A 23,803-nucleotide genomic window follows, 5' to 3' on the forward strand; every position below is an offset into this window, starting at 1 on the left:
CTATGAGTTATGTATTAACAGAGATTAAAAATAATGTCCTCTATGTGACACTTGATTACCCAGAAAAGAAAAATGGAATTGACTTATCTCTTGGAACTGCATTGCTTAAAGCAATTCGGGAGGGGAATGAAGATCAAGATATTCATTCTATTGTATTTGGAAGTAAGCATAGAGCTTATTTTAGCAGTGGACCGCGTCCTGAGGATTTAATAACATGCGTAGGTGAAGAAGGGAAGGACGCATTGAGAGAAGTGTTAAATGTTTTTAATAATTGTGTACTTGAAATTTTCACTTCTCCAAAGGTAACCGTAGCTTTATTTAACGGTTATGCTTATGGAGGAGGATTCAATATTATGCTAGCTTGCGATAGGCGTATGGCCATAAAACGTGCAAAATTCCTTGAAAACTTTCATCAAATGGGTATTACTCCTGATTTAGGAGCTAGCTACTTACTACCAAGTATTATTGGTTATGAAAATACTTTTGATATGCTTATTCAGGGTAAGCTCTACACTGCTGAAGAGGTGGCTGAGCTAGGATTGATTCAAGAGGTTTGCGATAATAAGCAAGAATTGCAAGAACGTTTAGATAAGTACCTGACCAAAGTAGGTGAAGGTTATCTGCCTGCGATAGCGGCAACCAAAAAACTATTAAAACGTCACGCTGTTTATGAACTGAGAGCTCAACTTGCTTTAGAAGCTGAGGAGCTTGTCCGCTTGTTTCAGCAAACAGAAATTAAGCGTCGATTAAAACAGTTAGTTTAAAAGGAGAGAGTGCAATGGCGTCTGTTATAGAAAAGGTTGATATTACTAAGCTTAATCCAAAAAACATGTTACTTCAGCAACCCCCTTTTTTATTTGTAGATCGAATTATAGACTTTGATGAGGAAACCCTTACATGCGGTAAATATTTATCTCAAAATGAACCTTTTTTTGAAGGGCATTTCCCTTCAAAACCAGTCATGCCTGGGGTTCTTATTATTGAATTCGCTGCCCAAGCGAGTCTTCTTCTAACAATGCTTCAACAAAATGCTACCGAACCTCTCATGGGGTATCTTGTAAAAGCTAAGGAATTTACTTTTTATTCAGTCGCAGAACCAGGAGTAGAACTGGAAGCGGAAGTTAAGATGGTGGGGAAAATGGGAGGTTACTACACCATGCAAGCGACAATCAAAAGAGGTGACAATCGAAAAAAAGTAGCAAAAGGAGAATTGGTCTTTTATCTCACAGAGGAAGGGAAGAAACCATCATGAACAAAGAGGTTGTAATTGTGGGAGGTGGCCCCGCGGGAATGTTAATGGGTTTACTTCTTGCAAAAGAGAATGTGCATGTTACCGTTCTTGAAAAAAACAAAAGTCTAAGTCGTGATTTCCGAGGAGAGACAATTGCACCAGGGTCAGTGTACCTATTAAAAAAATTGGGTGTCTTTCCAGCGTTGGAGAAGCATGGCTTTATAAAGGTTAGGCAGATTAAAATGTATGATCGTGAAGATAAACTCTTTAGTGTAAACTTTGATGAATTAGGTCACCCTCAAAAATATGGGATTGATATGCCCCAACCTGTCGTATTAGAAGCATTAAAAGAAGTAGCACTAAAACAGCCAAACTTTCAATATGTCGAAGGGGCTACCTTTACAGATTTAGTCAAAGAAGATGGAAAGGTTGTAGGGGTTCGGTACAAGGAGAGTGGTCGTGAATTAGAAATAAGAACTAAGCTCGTAATTGGTGCGGAAGGTAGGTATAGTCGCTTACAGACGCTAGGAAACTTCCGTGTGAAAAAGAAAGAATTCAGCAGAGATTTAATTTGGTTCAAAGTTCCGAAACCAACTGACTGGGAGGAAGGAAACCTAATTAAAGTGTATAAAAATGATCATGTTATTATCCTCCCCACCTATCCAAACTTTTTAAGAGTAGGGACATACATCTCCATAGGAGCAAATCAAGCAACCAAGAAAAAAGGTATCTCCACCTTCATTGATAAGGTTTGTGCAATTGAGCCAAGACTACGTAAGCATATGGAAGAACATATTAAATCATGGGAGGACACAACTTTGTTGAAGATATTCACTGCTCATGTAGATGATTGGGCAAATGATGGTTTAGTCCTAATTGGAGATTCCGCTCATACATTATCTCCTATACTAGGACAAGGAGTAAATATTGCTATGCAGGATGCCTTTGAACTTCTTCCCTGTGTAATAGAGGGATTAAAGATACACTCAGAAGTAATTCCTGCTTCGCACTTTAATAAATTTATTGAAAAACGTAAAAAACAAATATCCTTTGTTTCTAAATTTCAAGCTCGCCAAGAGCAAAATCTAGCAGCTTCTTCTCCACTTCAATGCACTATTCGTAAAGTGAAAATGAAGCTGCTTAATAAGGCGCCTTTTAAAAACAAAGTCATGAAAAAGCTACAATATGGGATTGTAGAAAATGAAAAAATGGAGGTATGACAAATGAAAATGAAAGCTCTGTTTTCTGTTGCAAGTCTCCTAATTATGACCTTCTCATTATTTTCGAGGAAGAAGAAATATGTTTCAATCAAGCCTCGTTAAACACTCTCATCAGCCAATGGTGTTTTCAGGAGCGATTACCTCATTGGAGAAAAGAAAGACGGAACTTTTATCTTATGTAACAATAGATGAATATGAGAGGGCAAATAAACTTAAGAGGAAGAATCAAAGAGAAGTTTTCTTGCTTATACGTGGTTATCTTCGCTTTCTTCTGTCAACTATTCTAAAAAAAGATCCACAAAGTATAGGTATTGCCTATGAGCCCTACGGTAAGCCTTACTTAGATGGAGAATACGGCTATCATTTTAATGTCTCGCACTCTAAGAATCGTTATTTAATTGGGATAAGAACCTCAGGGCTGATAGGAGTAGATGTAGAGTGCTCAAGATTAGTACCTAGCATTCATCCAATGTTTTTTCATTCTGAGGAAATTGCCCACCTCTCTAAAGAGACTAAACAAAATAGAGTAAACCATTGGTTGTGGATTTGGACGCGAAAAGAGGCTTTCGGGAAAGCCATTGGTGAAGGGTTAAGCGAAAGGACGATAAAATTTTCAGTGCTCAAAGATTTAATAGACTTTAAAGGCAAGAAATATGCCTTAGTGACAGAGCATCGTCCGAGTTTCACACAATCAGTTTGTGTAGAAATGGAATAAACAATTAAGGGGGAAAGATTTTAATCCTCAATCAATGAAACAAATTCACGTTTCAGTCTTAATATTTATAACAATAATACTTCTAATTTAATGAACCTAATCCTTAAGTAGATAAAAAAGTATATTTTGATTAGTGACATGAATAAGCCTGGTAATACGGTATATATGGGATGTTACAAACAGATTATACCTTAAATAACAGCTAGTTAACTTTCAAGGCTTAATATTCCATTGTGAATTTTCCGAACCAATAATCTTTCTATATTGTGAAGAAGTCATCACATTTTTTTAACACATGAGCTGATGCTTTTTAGATTTTGACTAATGTGCGAAGTAAAATATCTAAAATTAAGATTGTAGGAAGGGAGCGTGAAAAAAAATAAGAGGCATCTCATGGACGGTAAAAAGAAGGATACAAAGGGAAGGTCCATATTGGTACTAATCAACAGGTTTATAACGTATGAAATTAGTTATAACAATGGCTTCTATGATTTAAATATAGTTAAAAATGAAAAAAGTGGAAAGTTTTATTTTTCAACCTTAGATACAGCTAAAGAGTTTGTTAGGAACAAATATAAAGTAATCTTTTAAAACGAAATTAGATTAACACTTTTTAACCCCCACTGATATCACAGTAGCTCAATGTTAAACTGATTCATGAACCTCTTCTACTTGTAAAATCAAATCCGGAGAGAGTGACAGCTCATTTGTCATACCTTCGAGATATCGATTCAGAAGAATCGCTTACCCATTAAAATCAGGTATTACAAGATGGAGAGTATGTGGATCATCCAGAGGAAGAATGGCAGCGATATGAATTAGTAAAAATAGCATAGTTCATTTGAATCACATAGAAGCTTGAGTTATAATTGAATCATCATAAATGATTAGTTCGAGTACCGGTGGTTAGGCGTTGAGAACGTCTATTCAGTGGTACTTTTTCGATGAATCAATCTATAAGCAATGTAGGAGGAACAGAACTATGCCAGCCACTAATAATTCGAATGAAATAGATGAGTACTATCAAACATACACTCACCTTAATACAGATACACTAAGAGAGGTCATCGAGCAACATATTGACGAACTTGAAGAAAAAAAGAGCAAATCTGTTTCTAAACGTTTGGAAGCAGCGATAAAGGTCTATCTAGATCGTACAAAATTAGAATAAAAAGGAAGAAAATGTGACACTTGTCATTACTTATCGGATGTCTTATTTAGAAAAACAAATTAACAACTTAAAGACTCGCAGGTACCCGTTGGTTAAAGGGAGGGAGTGGGAGGAAAGGAAGCAACTTTATTTAACTTTTTTTTGAGGAATATTGCAACCGGATGTCATATTATGAATTATTTTTATCTAAGGTTGTTTTTTGTGAGTTAAAAGCCCCTTTATAGAGTGTAAGTAATTAAAGTTGATAAAGGGGATATGTGAAATGAGTGCCTACAGATTAACTATTGTACGACACGATCCAACAACAATTCATCCATCGGAGATTCAAGAAGAAGGAAACAGATATGCTGCAGGTATTGCTGTTGCATTATTGGCATCTCATTTGCAACAGCAGCAATAGCCAATGGTGTTGGAAGACCGATTGGAGGTATGATTACTTTATTTGGAATTTTTTCGGCAGTAGGGAGCACACCACAAGATCTGACTGAAGAGTGAACTTTACGATTTAAATTAACAGAGTACCCTTAGATCGCCAATAATTCAACTCAAACATACGGGGGATAAATAGTATATTCTGTATTTGATCGAGATACAGGTGTAAGTAAGACGTTAGAACGAGTGACAACTGCTCGAACAGCGGCTTGATACGAAGAAAGATTCATAAAGCATAATTTGGAATAAAAATAACTAGAGCTAGGATTAAATTAGTTCAAGTGAAATTATGCTTTATTCTATAGTTACTAGTAAGAGTGGTCCATTAAGTTAGAAACACATTAACCCGTAATACACAACACACTAGGGGATTGCTCAACTAACCTCCCGCACCCCCTCAACACAGCATTCCCTCTAATCTTCATCACGCTTCTGTCCTTCTTGCCGCATGCTCCTTGTACGCAAAGTTCTCGCCCCCATACACACAGACCATTTGTACGTACAAATATTATCACTACGTATAAAGAGAATAGATACGTAGAAACAAGTAATTAGTAAGTTGCTGGAATAAGCGAGAAGAGGGAGGTTATGTGTATAGCTGCATTTAAGTTATCCCCTACTGTGTTGTATAGTGTGATAAAATAATGAAGAGAGTTACTATTCTTGATCAAGACAACTGGAAGAGCTGATTACTCTTGTTCATTATCTTATACCTCATTAGAGTGAAAGGGTGATCTCTACAAATGATCGAAAAATTAAACCTTAAACATAGTCTCCAATGGCTGTCTTTAGTTTTATTGAACATGCAGCCACTTACACCTGATGAATGCTATGACAAACTCATAAAAACCTTACCACCACCGCCACAACCAGGCAGTCCCACTAGAAAATACTCGAAAGATAAAGTACGAGCCTACTTAAAAGAACTGGAATCGTTAGGGACTATTGTTTCTATTAAAGAGGCTGGTGTGACCAGTTATTCGATTACGAAAAAAGGATACAATCAAGAAGAAGAGTGGCGTAACGACTTATTGTCTCGAATGAAGACCATTCAACAATCCCTACATATCCTACTTGATCGTATGAACGGTAAGACGTATTCGGAGCCAGTCATGGTACCAAAAGAAGACCGGGAGTTTGTACGTTCCCTGATCACTATAAAAGATGTGATTCGTTTTTATATCATTGACTCTCTTCAAAAAGAAAAATCTGAAACACTGACTAACCTCCACAGGAAAATGCTCAACCATTATGGATGGACTTGTAGCCCTTCCTACTTTTTATTAGTAGGGCGTAACGAAATGTGTGAGGGGGTAGACAGCGAAAACAACCCTCTAAAAGTGCCTGTCATCTTACTCAAGAGCCAATACGGAGGAAATGCGAACAGAAGCTACACGCGAGTCTATTCACTTTCTGATCCAGTAGCCGCACAGGAGTGGAAAGAGATCTATGCCACGACAGCCACCGATAGCATACAGGAAGCGTTAATCTTTACCAATCAATTGATGGGATTGCTACGAGAAATGAGAACGGGGTGAGTATATGAGTGATATTAATAACATTGTATTGTCCGGTAGACTAACTGCTGATCCCCAGCTTCATTATGTCAAAAAGGGGAATGAGCAAGTGCCTGTCTGCAATTTTAGCATCGCATCAGAAGATAAATTCGGCAGAACAAGCTTCATACCGATTATTGTATGGAGGAATTACGGGGAATCGGTAGCAAACTACGTAGAGAAGGGCCAAGAGGTCATCGTAAGTGGGAGTATATATAGTCGGAAGGATACGAAGTCAGGAAGAACGTTTATTGAGTTACATGCAAACGAAGTGAAGTACGGGAACAAAGCAGGCACAAGTCATGACAACGTTTAATGAACTCATTGTTAAACTATGCGAGCCTTTTCCTAAAGAAGTCCATGAACCTCGTTTTGACGGTCATGGCACGTATATTCCCATCCACATATACCTGCTGCGGCTTAATGAAGTGGCTGGTGAGCACTGGACACATGAACGGATAGGTGAACCAATCTTTTATATGGAGGACAAAATGGTGCATACTGTTGTAAAGGTATCCATCTTAAACAGGAGCCATGTAGGAGAGGGGTTCTCTAAATTCCAAGTCGATGATAAGGGAAGAGTCATTAACCGACATTACGCGATTCGTTCAGCTACCAAAGATGGGATTAGAGATGCGATTTCCTTCTTTGGAATGGGCAAACCTCTTCAAGATACAACCAAATCATCGACACATGACACTCTTACCAATGATCATCAAGCTTCGACTAGTATGGTTGATCGTACATGTGTAAAATGTAATGTTACTTTATCAGAGCATGACTTGAATAAACTTAATCGTTTAAAGATCAAATTCGATTACTGTATTGATCACATACCTAAGCATTTGAGAAAGAAAAGTATGATTTAATAGTTGAACTTAAAGGAGAAGATTGTAATGGAAAACCACGAGATTAATCAAGTTATTGAAGATTTACGTAGCAGCAACCTTCATTCTTATCACGTATCCATTTTCAATCATTCAGGGGGAATGCTCAAGTAGGGGGTTCTGTCATATATACCTATGAGGTTGGATGGACTAAATAGTTAAATATATAGGCTCTTCGGAAAATCGTGTTGAAGTGGAAGATTCACAGACAAAATGTTTCTACTTATTTCTCCATTTCTTCGTGCTTATTTAATAAATTATTTTTTTGACGAAAATTTGATGTTTTTATTCCCCATATCGTCGTGCTAAAATTGACTGGGTTTCTCGAGTTACATCTTTAATTGTGAGTGGAATAATCAGTAGAAGGGAGTAAGAGATCTATGGAAGTAATTGACCCGCATATCCTCCAAAATATAAAAGGAGAATTAAATTCTCGACTGATTGATGATATTGTTAAGTTCTTATTTGATCGCAAGAAATCTAAACTTACTAAAGATGAATGGTTTGAACAATATTTGGAAGATATTCTAAAAGATTATTTCATCCCAGAACGTGGTCAAATCATCGATTACTCTATAATTAAAAAGAAGCATATAAAGAAGAGACAAGATAACAAAAGATCTTGGATCAAATCCCTTAAAGAACATACGGACTCTCCAAATAACCCATTAGAACAAGAATATTTCATGAGGCAAAAAGTCGCTCGAGAAATTGATAATAATCAAATAAATGAATTATTAAATGAATCCTTAGATACATTCATGACTAAAAAACTTGAAGAGCTTGAAATATGGAGAAAAAATAAGTATGCACCAATTAGCTCTTTCCCATATCTTCACACTAAAACTAAATCTCAGATTAAGTTAGCATTTCAAGTGGATATCGTGCTTGATATATCAGAATTTTTAATACAGAACAATGGGAAGATGCAGAAAGAAACTTTGTTTCAAGTAGAAGCATTTGTGAATAATCCTATATTTAGTGGCAAGTCATTTGCACTAGAAACCCAAGATGCTGCACACGATAGTCTATACAATGATTACGTTGTAGATGATGATTTTGTACTAAGAACCATTATAAAACTTAATGAAGGTGATACCGTCCGCGTAAAGAAAAATACTACTCTAGACGAAAAGGATTCTACCATTATTCAATATATCCTATCTCAAAGAGATGAATTGTTCTTCACTAACCGGACTATTGAAGTAGATCTCAGAGATCTAGTTAAAGTAATTTATGGAACCTGTGGAACAAAACAAAATGATTTAATAGAAAAACGTCTGAAAAAAATTAAAAATTATAATATAGAAGCCATTATAAACAATACCGAATACTCTAAGCCTTCTTCGGTAGAATACAGTATTTTTGATAGAATTTTTGTTGGGAAAAACCCAAAGATAAACAATGGAAATCGTTATGTAGAAATAGTCGTTGGAGATACCATCTATCAACAGGTTATAAATTCAAAAATTATTAGTGTATATAGAGATTCGTTTGGGGCCCTTAATAACCCAATTTCGAGAGTTCTAATTTATGCTCTCCAAAAAGAGAGACTAGAACGACACATAAATCATCGCTCGTTAGAAGATCTATATTCATATAAATTTTTCCTGAATCGAGTTCGCTTCAAAGACCCCAAAAATATAAATGATAATTTAGCAGAGATTTATAACTCTTTGCACGAATTTAAAAAACAAAATATACTAATCCAAGATTTAAAACAGGTATATCAATCGTTTGAAATTACTTTTATTCCATTATCTAATATTGAGATAAATGATTTTTTCAGACGTGACAAAGAACAAGCTATAGAAATATCCCCCACTATTTGATAGTGAGGGATATTATGTTTCGCACTTTTTGCTGTACTTCATACTCTATTTCGCACTTTTTTCTGTACTTCATACTCCGTTTCGCACTTTTCGCTGTACTTCATACTCCATTTCGCACTTTTCGCTGTACTTCATACTCCATTTCGTACTTTTCGCTGTACTTCATACTCCATTTCGCACTTTTCGCTGTACTTCACTTAAAATAAGGTAGTTTAAAGAATTATTTTTAGATACACTCGTAAGAATATTTAGGTCCATTTCGCACTTTTTCGTGTACTTTACAACTCATTTCGCACTTTTTTGTGTATTTCATGTCTGGTTTCGCACTTTTTCGTGTACTCTATAACTCATTTCGCACTTTTTCGTGTACTTTCTATTAAAAAATACATAAAATATTTTAAATATCTTTATGTACCAGTGGTTTCATACTAAAACGCGCTTTTTGGTGTACTTTACTTTGTTGTAAAAAACCCCTAGTAAATAAGGCTTTTCAATTGATTTCGCACTTTTTAATGTACTTTATGTACATTTTACCAATTCTATTAACCTTGCTATAATTTAGTTGCTAGAGAGATGTTGTATAGGTATTTACTTTAGACAGGATATTATGCTCAAAAAAAAAGAGCTGATCCTGAGATCAACTCTACTAGTAAACTGAAATCTACAAACGCCAATTTGTAGATAGGCTCATTCATCACATGGATTGCGACTCCTGATGAATGTTGAAACGAACAAAAAACTAAATAACCAAACAAACCAAACTTCGCAAAAAATTTTTCGTGCGAGGTCGTCTTTAATTTTGTCTTTTTTAGATAACTAAATTATATCGTATCTTTCACTTATTTTTCAAGTGCTGTCACCATTATTCATAACAACTATTCAAAAGAAGGAGGTGAACATAATGATTCTACTTAATGACTTAGCCTTTAATGGGGAAGAAACCAAACCTGTTGCTGTGAGCTTTCCATTTTATAAGAAAGCCTTTGGAATGGATGCTTCAGACAAAGAAAAGCTTGGTAAGGTCACTCATGCAGAAATTGACCTTATGCTTATTCTTCATAAGATTTGTAGTACCAATGGTAAAATTCTATCAACCAATCGTCATCAAATTTTCCGTCGTTATAAAGCTTATTTCGAAAAATCTTGTACACAATCCCAGTTCTATAAAGCCTTTAATCGCTTCGTTTCTGATGGACTAGTTAGCGAAAGTAAAGACCAAGACTCTGGCTTATATACATATACACTTCAATACTTCTTAAATGAAAATCAGGTAACAGAACGATATGTTTGTCTATCACCCATCGTATTTTCATCTGCTTTTCATTCTGTGACTCTTGCAGCTCGTAAGCTTTTCATTGTGGCTTCTATGCGTCAAGGGAATAACAGCTTTATCGCATATCCATTGAAATCTGAAAAAGGCTTATACCAACTTCTACGAAAGAACCAACCAGCTCATGTACAGTCTGTTTTTAGAGAACTACAGGGTGATAACAAGGCAGGCTTGGTGCTATTTGATAAAGGTACCTTACTCAAAAAAAGAGGGGTCTATACAGACGTTCTATTCTCCGTAGACAGCAAATATCGTATCGCCCCAACTGTAGGAGATAAGTTTAGGGATACGTTGAAGCCAGTGATGAGGTATCCGCGTAAGATGAACTTTATTTCTAAACTACTAGCATCCGAAGGTGTCGCTGAATTACAGGAGGAAGTAGGGTCATTTATTCATCTCTTTAAGCGCTTGGGGTATCGTGTGATCAGACAAGTCATTCGTGAATTATCGCTAGTCTTTAAAGAAACAGGTGTTATGCCTCATTTAATTGATTTTATAAAGAAGCAATCGACTCGAAAGAAAGAGAAAGAATTGGTTGACCTTGCGTATGAACATGGCTTAGCTGAGCATGTAGCTCACTTTAATAAAGGCGTAGATAGAGAGGACGCTCTTCACCAATTTATTGTGAAAGTCTCACAAGACATTCCGTTACATAAAATAGGTAAAGCATTTAAGAAAGCTAAGAATGTCATTGATACGCATGGTTTACTACAAGCCATAGATGTTACTTTAGACGATTATCACACCTACACTCGATTAAATAGATACCAGGAAATTCTTGCTGTGAGGCTTCGTGCGGAGCAGCTTCAAGTAGATCCGTCTTACTACAAGCATCTAGAGAAACAGGCTAGTTGTGAATTAGAATTAGGTGCTACTTTAGAGGGTTCCATTGACTGGTTATTAGCAACCATTGAAGCAAACGCACACCTGCATCCGTTACCTGAGCGTCTTACAATCGCGGAACCATTGCATACCTTCATAGGCTCCGTATGGAACCGTCCCATCTTTAATAGCTATTAGACATAGCTCTCTTTAAAAATTTGAGTAAAGAGGGCTGTTAGTCATGGCCGCATGTACTTCTAATATGAAGATATAATAGAAAGAAAAAGATCGCTGTGAATCACCTTATCTCTTTATCTTAAAAAACCATAAAGAATAATGGGGATTATCTTAATAAGGTGGATAAGAAGCACTAATTGGTGATAATTCATTATCACATAACCCTCTTTTCTACAATAAAAATTCACCCTTATTTTTACAATGGTTTTTTAATATTCTATGTTGCTTTCTTTATGATTTTCATAAGCTTTACCTGAGGTAAAACCGACATTCATTTATGGTTTTTTAATCTAAAAACGCTTGAAACCATTAATATATAGACTTTTAAAGAGAGTACTAAAAGAGTGCCTTTAAGAGAATTTAGTATTAGAAGTATTACTTCATATTAGGCAAATCTTCATTTCACACAAAAGGGATTGGAAATAAGAATGGTATAATTTATTTAAGAATACAAGGAGGATTCAATTATGAGTTTAAAAGTACGGGATATTCTTTCTGATGAAGAAAACAATCAACTTTCTATACTCAAAATACAGTTATTGAATGCTGATACAATTAAAGAAGCGAATAATATTAAAGAAAAAATGGATCAGATTGTACTTATTGCAAAAAAAAGATATTACCTGAACAAAGGGAGTAGTGAGTAAGCTGCTACGTGTTCCTTAAAAAATGGTCGACAAAAAAGGCAAGGTCGTCATTAACCTTTCCTCAATGAGCGCACCTTCACCAATGACAAAAGTACCTGCCTACAGCTCAGCAAAAGCAGCGATTGATAATTTTACGTAATGGTTAGCTGTGCATATGGCCCAATCAGGTGTACGTGTGGACGCGATCGCACCTGAATTCTTTTTAACAGAACAGAACCTTAAGCTTCTCAAAAATGAGGATGGTATGGTAGCCTAACTGAACTTTCAGATCATTACTCACACACCAATGAGACGATTCCGTGAACCGAAAGATTTATCGAGAACGCTCTTGTGGCTAGCAGAAGATAACATGTCCGGATTCGTCACAGGTATTACAGTATCAGTAGATGGTGGATTTATGTCGTACTCTGCGTATAAGGAATAAGGAAGGCACAGCCCTTTTCGGTTGTGCTTTTTTGGTGATCGGGAGGTGGATTATAGGGTGTGATCCAGATAGACAAAGAGAAGCCAGTAGCTAAAATGCCTTTCACCTTTCTGCATAGTAATAAAAGGTTCAATTGTCGTAATTTAAAAGAAATAATATTAGGTGTGTAACGGAAAAGACTAAAAAAAGCGAGGAATTCTAATATGGCTATTAGTGGGTATTGCCTTGTTATATCGCCAATGGGCAAAAAAAGCCGTTCACGAATCAAAACGCTTTTCAAACAACTTTCCTGTTACACCTAGCGGACAGCCAATGCCTGTACACACGTGGGACGAAGAGCCCGGGGTAACCTGTGACAATACTTACAGCCCTACAATAGAAGAAGAGTACGGAAATAAATCCGACATGGAAATCAAACAGTTATCTGAATTAGCTGACGTACATGCCAAGCAAGAGAGAAATCTAAATAGAGGTGACCTATCAGACCCATGGTAACTAATATGATTAAATTGATTATTATTTTCTATATTTAAGAATGGGTTTAAAGAAACTATTTTAAGATCAAGTTAACTAAGAAAACAGTTTGTAATTAATTTGCCAAGAAGGTTAAACTCTTGGGCGATTCAAAAAATGTTTGAAAAGTAAGAAGTTTCATTTGAGAAGCATTTAATGAATTAATGTTAAAAATAATAAGTCTCTATGGAGACTTAATTAAAAACAGATACCTTATTTTTCCATTTACCCACAAAAAAAAGACTTGTTGCGTTGAACATGGTTATAGGTTGATGATTAATATGACGATTATCGCATTAAAAAATTGATCATATTTAAACTCCAATCTTAATAGACCTGCAAAATGGATTTTTTTGCAAGTTAGTAACTGATAATATTTTGAAAATTTAATGGCCAAGGTTAAACATGCTATCTACAGCCGGAATAAATGAGCCATCTTGGTTAATGGTGGGACGTTCTCTTTCCAAAGGTTTAAATGACAGTAGCCTGTATTGGGCCCAATTTTTAATACTAATTTCATCAATGTATCCTTCTGCCTTCACGAGTTCTCTTATAGATTGGATAAGATCATTATCAAATATCATATTCCCACCTGTAAAGGCACGTTTAATTATATGGCGGTAGGCCTCGCCTACTCTCCTTTCGATATGTAGCCATTCTGAATGGTGACTACCCAGTACGTCATAAGATTTATCATCATCATATAGACCACATGCTCTTGCACAGACTCCTGTATCTTTATATCGGTATCAATCAATGTAGAATCGTTTTCCATGTTTTAATAAGAGATTTGTAGCTTTAGTTAGATATCGATTATCTCGAGATCCATTTAAACAGTCATCAATAGCATTAATGATATGAGTTTGCAGCCTAGGTAAAACGTATATATTCTTAAAGAAATCTACGACTTTATCATTTTTCATATACCACTCTATCGAATGATGATGATCTCTGAAATAATGAGTTAAGGCTTCTCTATACAACTTGACACCTGGGACTCCAAATTCTAGAAATAATTCATTTTTAAGGCCAATCAAGTATCGAACTTGCATATTTTCTTGAAGTTCATTAATCCCTTTGAATTGTCTAAAGTCTATATTGTATTCTTCGCACAATTGCTCCAACTCAATATATGAACTGATATTATCAAGGATAGAAGACTTTCCTACTAATTTAGGATTTACTGCAATAGATAAAATGTGTCGTTTACCAAAAGATGCTCTAGCTTTCTTTTTCGATGTTACAGAGTATCCAAGGAATTCTTTAAGTGTCGATATATCATTTGATGATTTTCCATTTAGACAAATCTTTTCTTTACCAACGCGAATTGTAATCAATTGATTTTGAAGTAGGACTGAAAGTGCTTTAAAAGCTTCGTTATGATTTTCAAACAATACATCCTTTGATCGAGTAAAAGATGTTTGATACAAATTTTCAAATGCAGTTAAGTGGTATGTCCCCGGCTTCTTAAGCTGAAGTAAGTAAAAGAGCATCATAAGAGGTCTTTTCGACATCTCAAAAACGCTAGAGAAAGTCATAAATTCATAACTATTGATGTAGCGATAACTTAACTCATTTTTATCGTTATAGGAATAAGCAAACGTGATCGTATCTCCTACTGAATGTAGTATCTTATTTTCTATCAGGTTTTCAATGGCTTCTGAAAACTTAGAGTATTTTAAAGAAAATTTCTGTTTGAACATTTCCATATGAACAAGTCCATCATGATCTGTATATCTAGCAATGTGAGGGATTAATTTGATGCTTGTAGGTGTTAATTTCTGTAGAATAGTTGGAGTGAATATTTCTTTTTTAAACATATAATGGCCTCCTCTTTAAACTTATCGTTTCATTAAATTTCTGGTGAGATAAAAAACTATTATAAACAACCTTAACGATTTGAAAAATATACCTGCAACAGTAGACATTTTCCTCATAAAAAAAGCCCCCTCATTGAAAATAGGCATAATTATCCTATTTCATAATGAGGGGGCTTCCCATTCATGAATATTTACTTAATCTTATTATAGAGTTTTGCGTACATAATTTCAACATTAGTTATGTTATCAATCAATGAATTAGTAACATTGTTAATCTACTATAAAAGCCACTACACATGGATTTTATAGTATGTGCAGCGGCTGTATACAACCCCGACTATCCTTCTTATGTTAAGTAATACTATTTTCCTTATGCCCCTCCTTCCCTTCAGCTTGTGATGCAAAAAAAAGCTCTTTAAGATATAAGATGTGAGTCACTAGTGAAAAGTGGTTCATTAGTGACAGTATTCATGTAGCTCATTAATGACGAGTGGTTCACCACTAAAGTAATTATGATGAATCACTACTCCACAAAGAGTAACATAAGGATAGGAAACGGAAATTTTATACTTGTCTTATAACCCTTATTAGTTCTATGATGATGATAGATAGTGAGTCACTGGTGAAAAGTGACTCACTGCTAAACAAACAGTGAGGTGATAAAGATGGATCATCAATACTGGAAGATTACTGACTTTGCTGAGAAAATATCAAAAGAAATGCAAATGAAGTATGGTGATGAACGTGAGGGAGTTCACTACAACACAGTGGATAAATGGTTCAAAGCGCTTGAGAGCAAAGGAATCCATTATGTCATGAGAGTGACGGATGAGAAGGTATATGATGAGAGCGACTTTCAGATTGGGTGCTACATCTATGAGAGTAGAAAGAAGAAATGGAGATTAGATAGCATCTACGAGAACTTGAATAATGTATTTGAGTTAAGACCTTCAGAGAAGCTAATGGACAACAATGATGAATCACTCATGAACAACGTGAGCATCAAAGAAGAAGTGGAAATCCTTATGCAACAGCACCTTGAGGGTCAAAAGAAGGAAATGGAACGATACAAAGAGGAGCTCTTTAAGGCTGTAAAAGAAGTAGCGGCAGCAGAGATGAGATCGTACCAGGCACTGCTTCCTGAACCAGATGACAAGAAAAAGGCAATGAATGATTATCTGACCATTTCACTGAAGGTAAGTATGAATCTCGAAAGAGAAGCTATAATCGAATGGGAGAAAAAACCGTTTGAAGAAAGAATGAAAAGAGTTGGTTGGTTTAAGAAGGAAGAAGACCTCTACAAGAGAGAATCTTTTGTGAGGGAGTACAAAATGCTACATAAAAGAGAAGCGATTGAAAAAGCAATGACGGAAGAGTGACCGGATAGATGGTCACTCTTTTTTCATGTTTAGCGTTATAACGTTAGAGTTCATCTGGATTATTCGCACTAACGGAAATTATATATATTTTTGTATATACATTTATATTTTCGTTTGTATCACTTAAGTATGTATAGTTCGACAAACGCTTATAAATAATATATAATTACAATAGTTAATACGAAGATATATACATTTATATAAGGGAGTGATTTATATGGTAGTAATGAACATGGACGTAGCAAACGATAACGGGAATAACGAACAAGCTGTGAAGGTGAATGGTGCTTTATATAGACAACCAAATACATATGCAATGCCAGAAAGACCCTCATTTGAAGACAATAGTGAACCTGAGACGTTGATACCAAACCTCTTAAATGAATTAGAAGTTGATATTCAGTCAGATAGCATTGACTTCGGTGGTCATTATTTCATTGGTAGGAAAGCGATTAAAAGTAAATACACAGCTCATTCAATGAGTGTTGATAGTGAGAACAAGTATGAAAGTGACTTGCCGATCATTAATACATTAGGGTTGTTAGCGGGAATAGCTGTTCAAGATTCTTATAAAGAGTCAAATAAACTACCAAAAGAGATTAATTTGAACGTAGATATGGCTACGGCTCTACCAGTTAATCAGTGGTCGCGAGAAACATCTAGTATCTTCTCAAAGCGTTTCATGGACGGTTTGCATACGGTGATTGTCTATATTGGGCATTACAAAGTACGTGTGACTGTAAGTTTTACTTACGTGAAAGTGATTCCAGAAGGGACGCCAGTCCTGTTTAACTTAATAGAGGATCAAAATGGGAATTATAGAAACGATAATATCTTTGATGAATTTAAGAAAGAGTATGATCTGAATGTCGATGGCGAATACTTCCAAGATAAGAGAATTAAACATGTTGATATTGGGGATGGTACATGCGACACACCGCTAACAATTGGATACGAATATGATCGAGACTTTGTAAATGGGATTTCTACAGGTATTGGACATTCTATTAATAAAGCTATTGATCTATTTAAACAGGAAGTCAGTAATATGAATATTTCTCGTCAACAATTTATTGACTATGTTAAAGAAGAAGGCCATCCATACCACGAGAAGGCAGTAAGACTTATTAAACAATCAATGCGTTCCGAGGTAAAGTCGATACATGACCACATTGTAGATGAACTGAAGAAGGCTTCTAACGAAGTAGATGTTATCTGCGTGTATGGTGGTGGCTCTATACTAATGAAAGATCAGCTTTACAAACCGCTTAAAAAGCTATGTGATCGTCCGGATGTACCAGCTAAACTTCTGTGGATTCCTGAACAATATGCGCCATTAATGAATGTAGAAGGACTTAATATCTTTTTACAAACGGTGTTTCCGCAATTGAAGGAGAAGGAATTAGCATCTAAATAATTAAAAAAGGGTGCAATTATAGCGTTGCGCCCGTCTTTTAATATTTAGTAGGAAAGGGGGTAGAAATATGAGTTCATCAAGAAAGAAAAAGCTCAAAAAACGCGGAGAAGCAGTTATTATGCGAACCAAAAGGAATGAGCCGAACTTTATTATGGATTGGATCAATACTCAGTCCAACATCAGTGAATCTCTTAGGCAGTTAATTGAGAGAGATGTAGCTGAAAATGGGTTGAGAGATGTTAATGACGACATACTGAATAAGGTAGCGATGGGGGTAGGAAGTCAGCGCCCATTGGGACGTACAAGCTTTTTAGAGGAAAAGCAGCCAATACCTTCTACGCCTATCAGTAATCAGCATCAATCCGAGGACAGTGGTGAAGATCAGAAAAGCAGCTTAACGAATCCTACAGCTACTGATCCTCTAGAAACGGTTCCACAAAGCCCTGTATATCCTAATGATTCTAAGGCTTTATCCAATATAGAGAATCGTTCAGAAGAGAATGAAAGGTCATCATCAGTCGATAGGAATAGTGTTAATGAAAAAGAAGAGAAAAATCGTGAACCTAGTGTTGCTGGAAATGCGGAGCAGAATGAATCGTCAACTAGTGATAAAAATAGTAGTATAGCAAGCGCTACCGGGGGTTCTAACCAGAAGAAGCGTGTGAGAAGAGGGCCTATTGATATTAATCAGTGGAGCTAAGGGTTCGCAATGATTAAAGCGAAGGGTAAAACAAATTAAGGGTAGGAGAGCAGCGTATTTCTGCTTTACCTATCCCTTTTGTATTACAAAGGAAAACATTTACCACAACAACGGAGTTGGGTTTTGTTGCACTAACGCCTCCAATAATAGAAAAAGGAGTGCAATTCCTTATTCAAGGAAAGCACCCTGTCTACTTGATTTTTTCAGTTTTAAGATCAGCGATGACTTTTCTCAAAAACCTTCTTGTTTGGTCTATATCTGCAATGGTGTTGTTATCAAAACGGCTATCAGCCCATGATGTCTTGCCAGTGGAGCGTATGAGTAATTTTCCACCCTTAATTAAGTAATGATTGGTTTCTTTAAAATTTCTATCGACGAAATCAGTCGTTTTCGCAAATCCTTCATTTATATTTAAGAGTTTTTGTATTACATCTTTCGTTAATCTCATTGTTATTATCCTCCTCAAATTCCGATTTATCTCTTGCTTAAACAAGTATTTACGCGCTCCCCAATGATAGTTCACACATACTGAGCAATACAGCGAATATCCCCATTCGCCCACAACGCCTTTATTATTTCTTTTACATATTCATCCATTGAACCCCCCTCCGAATAAAGAATGAATATGTATTTATATATTTCTATATCTACATTTATATGAATATACATACTGATTTATATATTAATATTTATATCGACTTATGTATATACAATTATGGTTTATAATAAAAGTAACTTATACATATAAACTTTTATATTACCTTTATATATACAAAAATAATAGTGTATTAAGCTATATTTCCATTTGAAAGGGGCATCGCTTTTAGGATGTTGAACTGATTACAAGTCTAAGTAGATTGATTGGATGCGATTAAGAGTATTCGGAAGCTCATTTATTAACTCCAGAACATACAAATTGATCTCATAATGTGAATATTATAGTCTAATGTTGATTTGAAATAATGCTGTACCGTTTATAAAAAAGATGTACCGTTTTGAATAAAGTCGTACCGTTTGTAAAAAAGATTGAGCAAAATATGGGCATTAATTAAAGATAAATAGCTTTGAATCAAGGTTTACGATGAAATATGATTAAACTTTTTTAAGAATAGTGGCTTTGAATTTAAGGTGTTGAGGTAGTTTTAATCAATCTTTATTTCAAAAAGTCATGTACGACAGTACGGTATATCAACGATTGTCATACATTTTTACTCAAACTTTATTCCATATCTACATCTAACTTAATGATTAGATATAACCTTATTTATTCAAAGTGAATTTCTTTAATGAAACTCTATTGTTACACTCCAATTCACAAGCGTGCTTCACAAGCGTGCTTCACTGGCATGTAGACCTTTATGCTTGTGAAGCACGCCGATGAATTGACATCATGATCGTGGAAGGTGAATTTATGCTATTGTAGCAACGGTTTGCTCGTCCGAGGTAACGACATTGAAATCAAGACTTATACCTTTTATTTTTTTATTATTTGCCGTCCTTTAAGTAAGGATTCTCGAATAAATAATCGATTAAAAGGTATCGAATAAATTAAAATTAAGAACTCAATTTAAAGATTATTTGGTACTTTAAAAGGAAAATATCATTTAGTCCTTTTACATAAATATACATGAGTATACATCATTTATAAAAATATTAACTTGAATGAATAAGATTTAAATAGTAAAATAAACAAAGTAACTTAGGCGCGGTCCTTCTCTATAAGATAGCGTTATATAAGTTGTAAGTAACCTATATAAAATGAGTGAACAATAGAATAATTAATAGACTATAAGACGAAGATCTCGCTATGTACCTCCATGTCAGGAGTGTATTTAGCGAGATTTTTTTGTTTTACTTTAAATATAGGTTACGAAAAGACTATTAGTGGTGTAGGGAGATATTGAAATATAAGAGGAAAGGAGTGCTAAAGTGAAATCGATTAAGAAAATTGATAAACGAACTAAAGTATCTAGGTGGTGGAAAGGGGTTGTGCTTAGCGAATTAGACATTTATAGTTTTTAATTATGAATGAATGCTGACTACAGCCATGAGATAGAGCCAGCTATGTCATATTTTAGAGCCACTTCGGACAAATTCGAGAGCATAGCTTTTCCTTTTCTTTCTCTCATCGAACGTTCTCCGTCTATAAAAATATTGTAGGAGTCATGAATAATCCTATCCAGTATCGCGTCAGCTAAAGTATCTTCTCCAATTTTCTCATACCAACCCGGTGTATCGAATTGAGAACAAAAGATCGTTGATGCTACTTGATGGCGAGATTCTACTATTTCAAGTAAATCTCTAGCTTCAAGGTAGTGAGTAACCATTCGTCATATAGGTTCGTTGTACCCGCTGGGCTGTTTAGGCCTAAGGCAATTCATCTCCACCTAAATGGTATGCCCCTAACACCAATCAGATGTCTTCTTGCCGAAAAACGATAAGCTAACTTTATCGAATACTTAAATACGAATTAATAGCTTAACTACTTCTGATGAGATCATCAATCGCTGTATAGAAAGGAATTCATTTATGCACATAGAAAGACTATGAATAATTAATAGTAAGGGGTTTCAAATGACAGGCATGAATGACAAGCGTGAATGACAGGCGTAAAGGCCGTCACCATTGTCATTCACGCTTGTCATTTGGCGTTACAAGCATATATAGGCTAAATGAGTATTCAGAAAGCCAACTTCAGCACTTCGCACAAAGTGGATTTTATCGAGACTTATACCCACCAAATTTTCTCTGAACGGTCCATTTATCACTCAAATCGATTCATACTAAACGGGTCATAATACGACCTAAGAACATTTTAATTATGAGTTTGATTCTTATCTCTTTACTATCGTCATTGAAGTATATGAGAATGAAATCTGCAAATAAATATACATCGATATGCACAATTAACTTAAGATATTTCTTGATTAGAGCCTACAGAAATAGTAAACTCAATAAAGAAACGAACCCACTTTTGTAAACCTTGTATGACTTTAAGAAGAAGTAACCTACAGAACGAATAGAACAACTTAATAAATAATAGATTACATAAGACGAAGATCTCGCTATGTACCTCCAAGCCAGGAGTGTATTTAGCGAGATTTTTTTTTGGACTCAATAGGTTATTTTCAGATTAATATAGGCGAAGGTTAAAGAAGGTGTATAAGTGTAAGGAGGTCTTATGTGGAACCTATTAAGAAGTTAGATAAAAGAATTAAGGTTTCTAGATGGTGGAAAGGAACAGTGATCAAAGAAGTTGATATTTACAGCTTCTTAATCATGAATACGTTTAGAGAAGTGGGATCAGTTCATGTGAGGAACATACTTGATCCAGCTGGAGAAAAACATGCTACTAGCTTCTCAGTGAGATTGAGAAGGCAAGGTGAACGTATGTACTGTAAAGTGAGGATCATTAACATCAACAGACCTCAGTTCAGACTTACTATGATTTCGTTAGCTAAAAAAGGTTATGAAGTGTTGAGTGAAGATTTAAAAATACTTGAATCTAGACCATTTAAGACGCAGCAACCATTGAGTGTTTCTCTTCACCGACTCACAATGTTAGACGCTGTTTCAAAAATGATAGGGGCTGCTTATCAGAGATCAGGGATAATAATGGATAGGGATAGTGTGGTAATACAAACGGCAGAATTGTCAACGCGCTGGTTTATATTTGAAAGCTGGGAAGCAGCTGCATTAGAGACTGTGGAGGAAGGCGAACATATATTCCCTGTTGCTGTTAGACGAGTTGAGGATACAGAAGAATACATCTACTTAGATCTTCAATGTATTAATCCATATCTTTATCCATATGTTCGCTTGTTAAATGGTGGAATAAAAACAGATGAAACAATCATCAAACCCGATTGGATTCTTAAATTAAACGAACGAGTTATTAATATTGAAATTGATACGGGAACGGAGAATCTAAATCGATTAAAAGAGAAGCTAGATGACTACAGATTGTTATTAAACGAAGCACCATATAAGAAATTTGATCATTCTATTTACTTTATTTGTGCAGATGAAACAGCTAGAGCTGTAAATGTAACCAACAAGATTCAACGCATAAGGACTATGAAGAGAACCTTGTCTGAACATCCTACATTTATTGAGGAGGATATTGAATTGTTTATACTACCTCTCAAACGTGCTGGAGAAGTCTTCCAAGAACATAATTACAATGTGTCAGGTATTCGAGCACAGCATCATAAAACGCAATTCTTGCGTGAGTTGTTTGAGGGTATGAAATTCATTCCCTCCGTTACTTCTAAATTCTATTTTGAATTTGAACAGAAGAAGGAAATAGAGGAGGAGTTATCACTTGCCGACTACGAGTTATTAATTAAGAGGAAATCGAAGGATAGAGAATTCTCTTATATCGCTATCCTCTATATGCAAGAGGGGAGTGTTCGAGATTATGTGAGGTTGAAAAATCTTAATCAGCTTACGCAAGATAGCCGATTTGATGTGGAAGTGTATGCAATTTATAATTCGCACGACTCTATTGAATATGATGGGTTGATAAATAGCCTTCCTTTACATGAACGAGTGTTCCTTACTTCTATAGAAGATTTATCGAATGTGGAGGGTGATTATAAGATCTATACTAACAAGTTGAAGGTGGTGCCGTTCATATGATACTTTGTGGTATGAAGTTAAAGCGGTTTATTGAACTACTGATTAAATTCATTCATATGAATTGGATGATAATTGCCAAGGAGATATTTCACATACAACTCAAACTATTTAAAACCCTACTATTTAAAAACAGTGTAGTTACTAATTTCTTGTTAAGTGACTACAGCCATGGAGTAGATCCACTTATGAAAGATTTATCGTTCGAAGAACGTCATCAAATACGTCTAGAAAAAAGTCGATTTGGTCTTAACCCTTATCAATATATACTACATTTGTTTGAGGAGCTTCCCAATATTGATATTAGTAACGAAAACGCAATTGATCAATTGCTTCCTTGGTCAAACAGCCTCCCAGAGCACTGTCGAATAAAACAAGATAAGTAGATTATAGGTTAGTTCCCATCTTTATCATAGATGGGAACTATTTGACGTCTACCTCTTTATAGCAAAAAAATTTTTTAATAGTGATTTTTCTAAACTAGTTTGGTAAGATTAAGCAGTTATTTATATATTTTAGGAAGAATTACAAAATGAAAGTTCTAGAGTTTTTAAAAAAGCGATGGAAGTATGTATTAATTGTATTGATTGCATTGATTATTGGAGCGTCTGTCGGTCCTTCTCAAGAGCAACTAGATAATGTGAATGCTGAAGTGAAAGAATTAAAGAAAGAACTATCAACGAAAACTGAAACAGTAGCAAGTTTAGAAACCCAAAACAATGATTTGCAAGCAAAAGTAGATGAAGCTGCTCCATTTTTCAAATTGAAAGATGAGGAGCGTATGCAAAAAGAAGAAGAAGCAAAAGCTGCAGAAGAAAAACGTTTAGCTGAA

21 protein-coding genes and 3 pseudogenes are annotated in these 23,803 nt (G+C 35.3%); 20 read left to right on the plus strand and 4 right to left on the minus strand.

The genetic code is table 11. From position 1 onward, the window contains the following. Positions 1-2 precede the first annotated feature (2 nt). The 14 genes and pseudogenes from CDZ88_RS17100 (at position 3) to CDZ88_RS17165 (ending at position 12,999) form a co-directional block, all read left to right on the plus strand. Positions 3-764, plus strand: a complete 762-nt coding sequence (locus CDZ88_RS17100) for an enoyl-CoA hydratase/isomerase family protein (RefSeq protein ID WP_100374832.1) — start codon at positions 3-5, stop codon at positions 762-764. A 14-nt stretch (positions 765-778) separates the two neighbouring features. Continuing rightward, positions 779-1,252 carry a 3-hydroxyacyl-ACP dehydratase FabZ family protein gene (locus CDZ88_RS17105; RefSeq protein WP_100374833.1) on the plus strand — a complete coding sequence of 158 codons (474 nt, stop codon included), beginning with the start codon at positions 779-781 and terminating at the stop codon, positions 1,250-1,252. Beyond that, positions 1,249-2,451, plus strand: coding sequence for an FAD-dependent oxidoreductase (locus CDZ88_RS17110; protein ID WP_100374834.1), 1,203 nt, complete (start codon positions 1,249-1,251; stop codon positions 2,449-2,451). Before CDZ88_RS17105 ends, CDZ88_RS17110 begins: the two co-directional genes overlap by 4 nt. A gap of 145 nt (positions 2,452-2,596) precedes the next feature. Continuing rightward, the gene (locus CDZ88_RS17115) at positions 2,597-3,166 is read left to right on the plus strand and encodes a 4'-phosphopantetheinyl transferase family protein (protein WP_157796599.1); all 570 of its coding nucleotides are present in this window, start codon (positions 2,597-2,599) and stop codon (positions 3,164-3,166) included. A gap of 982 nt (positions 3,167-4,148) precedes the next feature. After that, the gene (locus tag CDZ88_RS17125) at positions 4,149-4,337 is read left to right on the plus strand and encodes a hypothetical protein (protein WP_100374837.1); all 189 of its coding nucleotides are present in this window, start codon (positions 4,149-4,151) and stop codon (positions 4,335-4,337) included. Between the two features lie 262 nt (positions 4,338-4,599). Next, positions 4,600-4,737 (plus strand): hypothetical protein, encoded by a 138-nt coding sequence (locus tag CDZ88_RS17520; protein WP_157796600.1) that lies wholly within the window; start codon positions 4,600-4,602, stop codon positions 4,735-4,737. Between the two features lie 775 nt (positions 4,738-5,512). Then, positions 5,513-6,307, plus strand: a complete 795-nt coding sequence (locus CDZ88_RS17130) for a hypothetical protein (RefSeq protein WP_100374838.1) — start codon at positions 5,513-5,515, stop codon at positions 6,305-6,307. A gap of 4 nt (positions 6,308-6,311) precedes the next feature. Continuing rightward, the gene (locus tag CDZ88_RS17135) at positions 6,312-6,641 is read left to right on the plus strand and encodes a single-stranded DNA-binding protein (protein WP_100374839.1); all 330 of its coding nucleotides are present in this window, start codon (positions 6,312-6,314) and stop codon (positions 6,639-6,641) included. After that, positions 6,628-7,194 (plus strand): Rad52/Rad22 family DNA repair protein, encoded by a 567-nt coding sequence (locus CDZ88_RS17140; RefSeq protein WP_157796601.1) that lies wholly within the window; start codon positions 6,628-6,630, stop codon positions 7,192-7,194. Before CDZ88_RS17135 ends, CDZ88_RS17140 begins: the two co-directional genes overlap by 14 nt. 398 nt (positions 7,195-7,592) lie before the next feature. Continuing rightward, on the plus strand, positions 7,593-9,044 hold the full coding sequence (locus CDZ88_RS17145; protein ID WP_100374840.1) for a replication initiator protein A: 1,452 nt from the start codon (positions 7,593-7,595) through the stop codon (positions 9,042-9,044). Positions 9,045-9,945: 901 nt separating this feature from the next. Further along, the gene (locus CDZ88_RS17150; protein ID WP_100374841.1) at positions 9,946-11,394 is read left to right on the plus strand and encodes a cytochrome P450 family protein; all 1,449 of its coding nucleotides are present in this window, start codon (positions 9,946-9,948) and stop codon (positions 11,392-11,394) included. 506 nt (positions 11,395-11,900) lie between these two features. Further along, positions 11,901-12,080 (plus strand): hypothetical protein, encoded by a 180-nt coding sequence (locus CDZ88_RS17155; protein WP_100374842.1) that lies wholly within the window; start codon positions 11,901-11,903, stop codon positions 12,078-12,080. Positions 12,081-12,102: 22 nt separating this feature from the next. After that, positions 12,103-12,504, plus strand: a pseudogene (locus tag CDZ88_RS17160) (SDR family oxidoreductase); the annotation flags it as partial. Between the two features lie 225 nt (positions 12,505-12,729). Next, entirely contained in the window at positions 12,730-12,999 is a 270-nt protein-coding gene (locus CDZ88_RS17165) for a hypothetical protein (RefSeq protein WP_100374843.1), read from the plus strand. Between the two features lie 404 nt (positions 13,000-13,403). On the opposite strand, the gene CDZ88_RS17170 is transcribed toward CDZ88_RS17165, so the two are convergent. Together CDZ88_RS17170 and CDZ88_RS17175 are read right to left on the minus strand one after the other, a co-directional pair. Beyond that, positions 13,404-13,601, minus strand: coding sequence for a hypothetical protein (locus CDZ88_RS17170; protein WP_100374844.1), 198 nt, complete (start codon positions 13,599-13,601; stop codon positions 13,404-13,406). Positions 13,602-13,766: 165 nt separating this feature from the next. After that, complete coding sequence (locus CDZ88_RS17175; RefSeq protein ID WP_100374845.1) at positions 13,767-14,837, minus strand: hypothetical protein; 1,071 nt, start codon at positions 14,835-14,837, stop codon at positions 13,767-13,769. Positions 14,838-15,502: 665 nt separating this feature from the next. Here CDZ88_RS17175 and CDZ88_RS17180 point away from each other — a divergent pair. From CDZ88_RS17180 to CDZ88_RS17190, 3 genes are all read left to right on the plus strand, one after another. After that, positions 15,503-16,216 (plus strand): hypothetical protein, encoded by a 714-nt coding sequence (locus CDZ88_RS17180; RefSeq protein ID WP_100374846.1) that lies wholly within the window; start codon positions 15,503-15,505, stop codon positions 16,214-16,216. 217 nt (positions 16,217-16,433) lie between these two features. Further along, on the plus strand, positions 16,434-17,633 hold the full coding sequence (locus CDZ88_RS17185; RefSeq protein ID WP_100374847.1) for a ParM/StbA family protein: 1,200 nt from the start codon (positions 16,434-16,436) through the stop codon (positions 17,631-17,633). A 67-nt stretch (positions 17,634-17,700) separates the two neighbouring features. Next, a complete protein-coding gene (locus CDZ88_RS17190; RefSeq protein WP_100374848.1) occupies positions 17,701-18,333 on the plus strand; it encodes a hypothetical protein in 633 nt (210 codons plus the stop codon). Positions 18,334-18,523: 190 nt separating this feature from the next. On the opposite strand, the gene CDZ88_RS17195 is transcribed toward CDZ88_RS17190, so the two are convergent. Beyond that, positions 18,524-18,781: a hypothetical protein gene (locus tag CDZ88_RS17195; protein WP_100374849.1), complete on the minus strand. Its 258-nt coding sequence runs from the start codon at positions 18,779-18,781 to the stop codon at positions 18,524-18,526. 1,591 nt (positions 18,782-20,372) lie between these two features. Beyond that, positions 20,373-20,671, minus strand: a pseudogene (locus CDZ88_RS17200) (ATP-binding protein); the annotation flags it as partial. Between the two features lie 845 nt (positions 20,672-21,516). On the opposite strand from CDZ88_RS17200, the gene CDZ88_RS17205 reads away from it, so the two are divergent. From CDZ88_RS17205 to CDZ88_RS17215, 3 genes and pseudogenes are all read left to right on the plus strand, one after another. Continuing rightward, a complete protein-coding gene (locus CDZ88_RS17205; RefSeq protein ID WP_100374850.1) occupies positions 21,517-22,974 on the plus strand; it encodes a replication-relaxation family protein in 1,458 nt (485 codons plus the stop codon). Positions 22,975-23,159: 185 nt separating this feature from the next. Further along, positions 23,160-23,357, plus strand: coding sequence for a transposase domain-containing protein (locus CDZ88_RS17210; RefSeq protein ID WP_232718776.1), 198 nt, complete (start codon positions 23,160-23,162; stop codon positions 23,355-23,357). Positions 23,358-23,503: 146 nt separating this feature from the next. After that, positions 23,504-23,803 (plus strand): annotated as a pseudogene (locus tag CDZ88_RS17215) (toxin regulator); the annotation flags it as partial.

Source organism: Bacillus sp. FJAT-45037, assembly GCF_002797325.1.
Lineage (GTDB): Bacteria > Bacillota > Bacilli > Bacillales > Bacillaceae_D > Alkalihalophilus.

Bases quoted from the DNA above. Each gene is read 5' to 3' on its own strand.
- CDZ88_RS17100 (WP_100374832.1), top strand. From the start codon at position 3: ATGAGTTATGTATTAACAGAGATTAAAAATAATGTCCTCTATGTGACA.
- CDZ88_RS17105 (WP_100374833.1), top strand. From the start codon at position 779: ATGGCGTCTGTTATAGAAAAGGTTGATATTACTAAGCTTAATCCAAAA.
- CDZ88_RS17110 (WP_100374834.1), top strand. From the start codon at position 1,249: ATGAACAAAGAGGTTGTAATTGTGGGAGGTGGCCCCGCGGGAATGTTA.
- CDZ88_RS17125 (WP_100374837.1), top strand. From the start codon at position 4,149: ATGCCAGCCACTAATAATTCGAATGAAATAGATGAGTACTATCAAACA.
- CDZ88_RS17520 (WP_157796600.1), top strand. From the start codon at position 4,600: ATGAGTGCCTACAGATTAACTATTGTACGACACGATCCAACAACAATT.
- CDZ88_RS17130 (WP_100374838.1), top strand. From the start codon at position 5,513: ATGATCGAAAAATTAAACCTTAAACATAGTCTCCAATGGCTGTCTTTA.
- CDZ88_RS17135 (WP_100374839.1), top strand. From the start codon at position 6,312: ATGAGTGATATTAATAACATTGTATTGTCCGGTAGACTAACTGCTGAT.
- CDZ88_RS17140 (WP_157796601.1), top strand. From the start codon at position 6,628: ATGACAACGTTTAATGAACTCATTGTTAAACTATGCGAGCCTTTTCCT.
- CDZ88_RS17145 (WP_100374840.1), top strand. From the start codon at position 7,593: ATGGAAGTAATTGACCCGCATATCCTCCAAAATATAAAAGGAGAATTA.
- CDZ88_RS17150 (WP_100374841.1), top strand. From the start codon at position 9,946: ATGATTCTACTTAATGACTTAGCCTTTAATGGGGAAGAAACCAAACCT.
- CDZ88_RS17155 (WP_100374842.1), top strand. From the start codon at position 11,901: ATGAGTTTAAAAGTACGGGATATTCTTTCTGATGAAGAAAACAATCAA.
- CDZ88_RS17170 (WP_100374844.1), bottom strand. From the start codon at position 13,601: ATGATATTTGATAATGATCTTATCCAATCTATAAGAGAACTCGTGAAG.
- CDZ88_RS17175 (WP_100374845.1), bottom strand. From the start codon at position 14,837: ATGTTTAAAAAAGAAATATTCACTCCAACTATTCTACAGAAATTAACA.
- CDZ88_RS17180 (WP_100374846.1), top strand. From the start codon at position 15,503: ATGGATCATCAATACTGGAAGATTACTGACTTTGCTGAGAAAATATCA.
- CDZ88_RS17185 (WP_100374847.1), top strand. From the start codon at position 16,434: ATGGTAGTAATGAACATGGACGTAGCAAACGATAACGGGAATAACGAA.
- CDZ88_RS17190 (WP_100374848.1), top strand. From the start codon at position 17,701: ATGAGTTCATCAAGAAAGAAAAAGCTCAAAAAACGCGGAGAAGCAGTT.
- CDZ88_RS17195 (WP_100374849.1), bottom strand. From the start codon at position 18,781: ATGAGATTAACGAAAGATGTAATACAAAAACTCTTAAATATAAATGAA.
- CDZ88_RS17210 (WP_232718776.1), top strand. From the start codon at position 23,160: ATGAAAGATTTATCGTTCGAAGAACGTCATCAAATACGTCTAGAAAAA.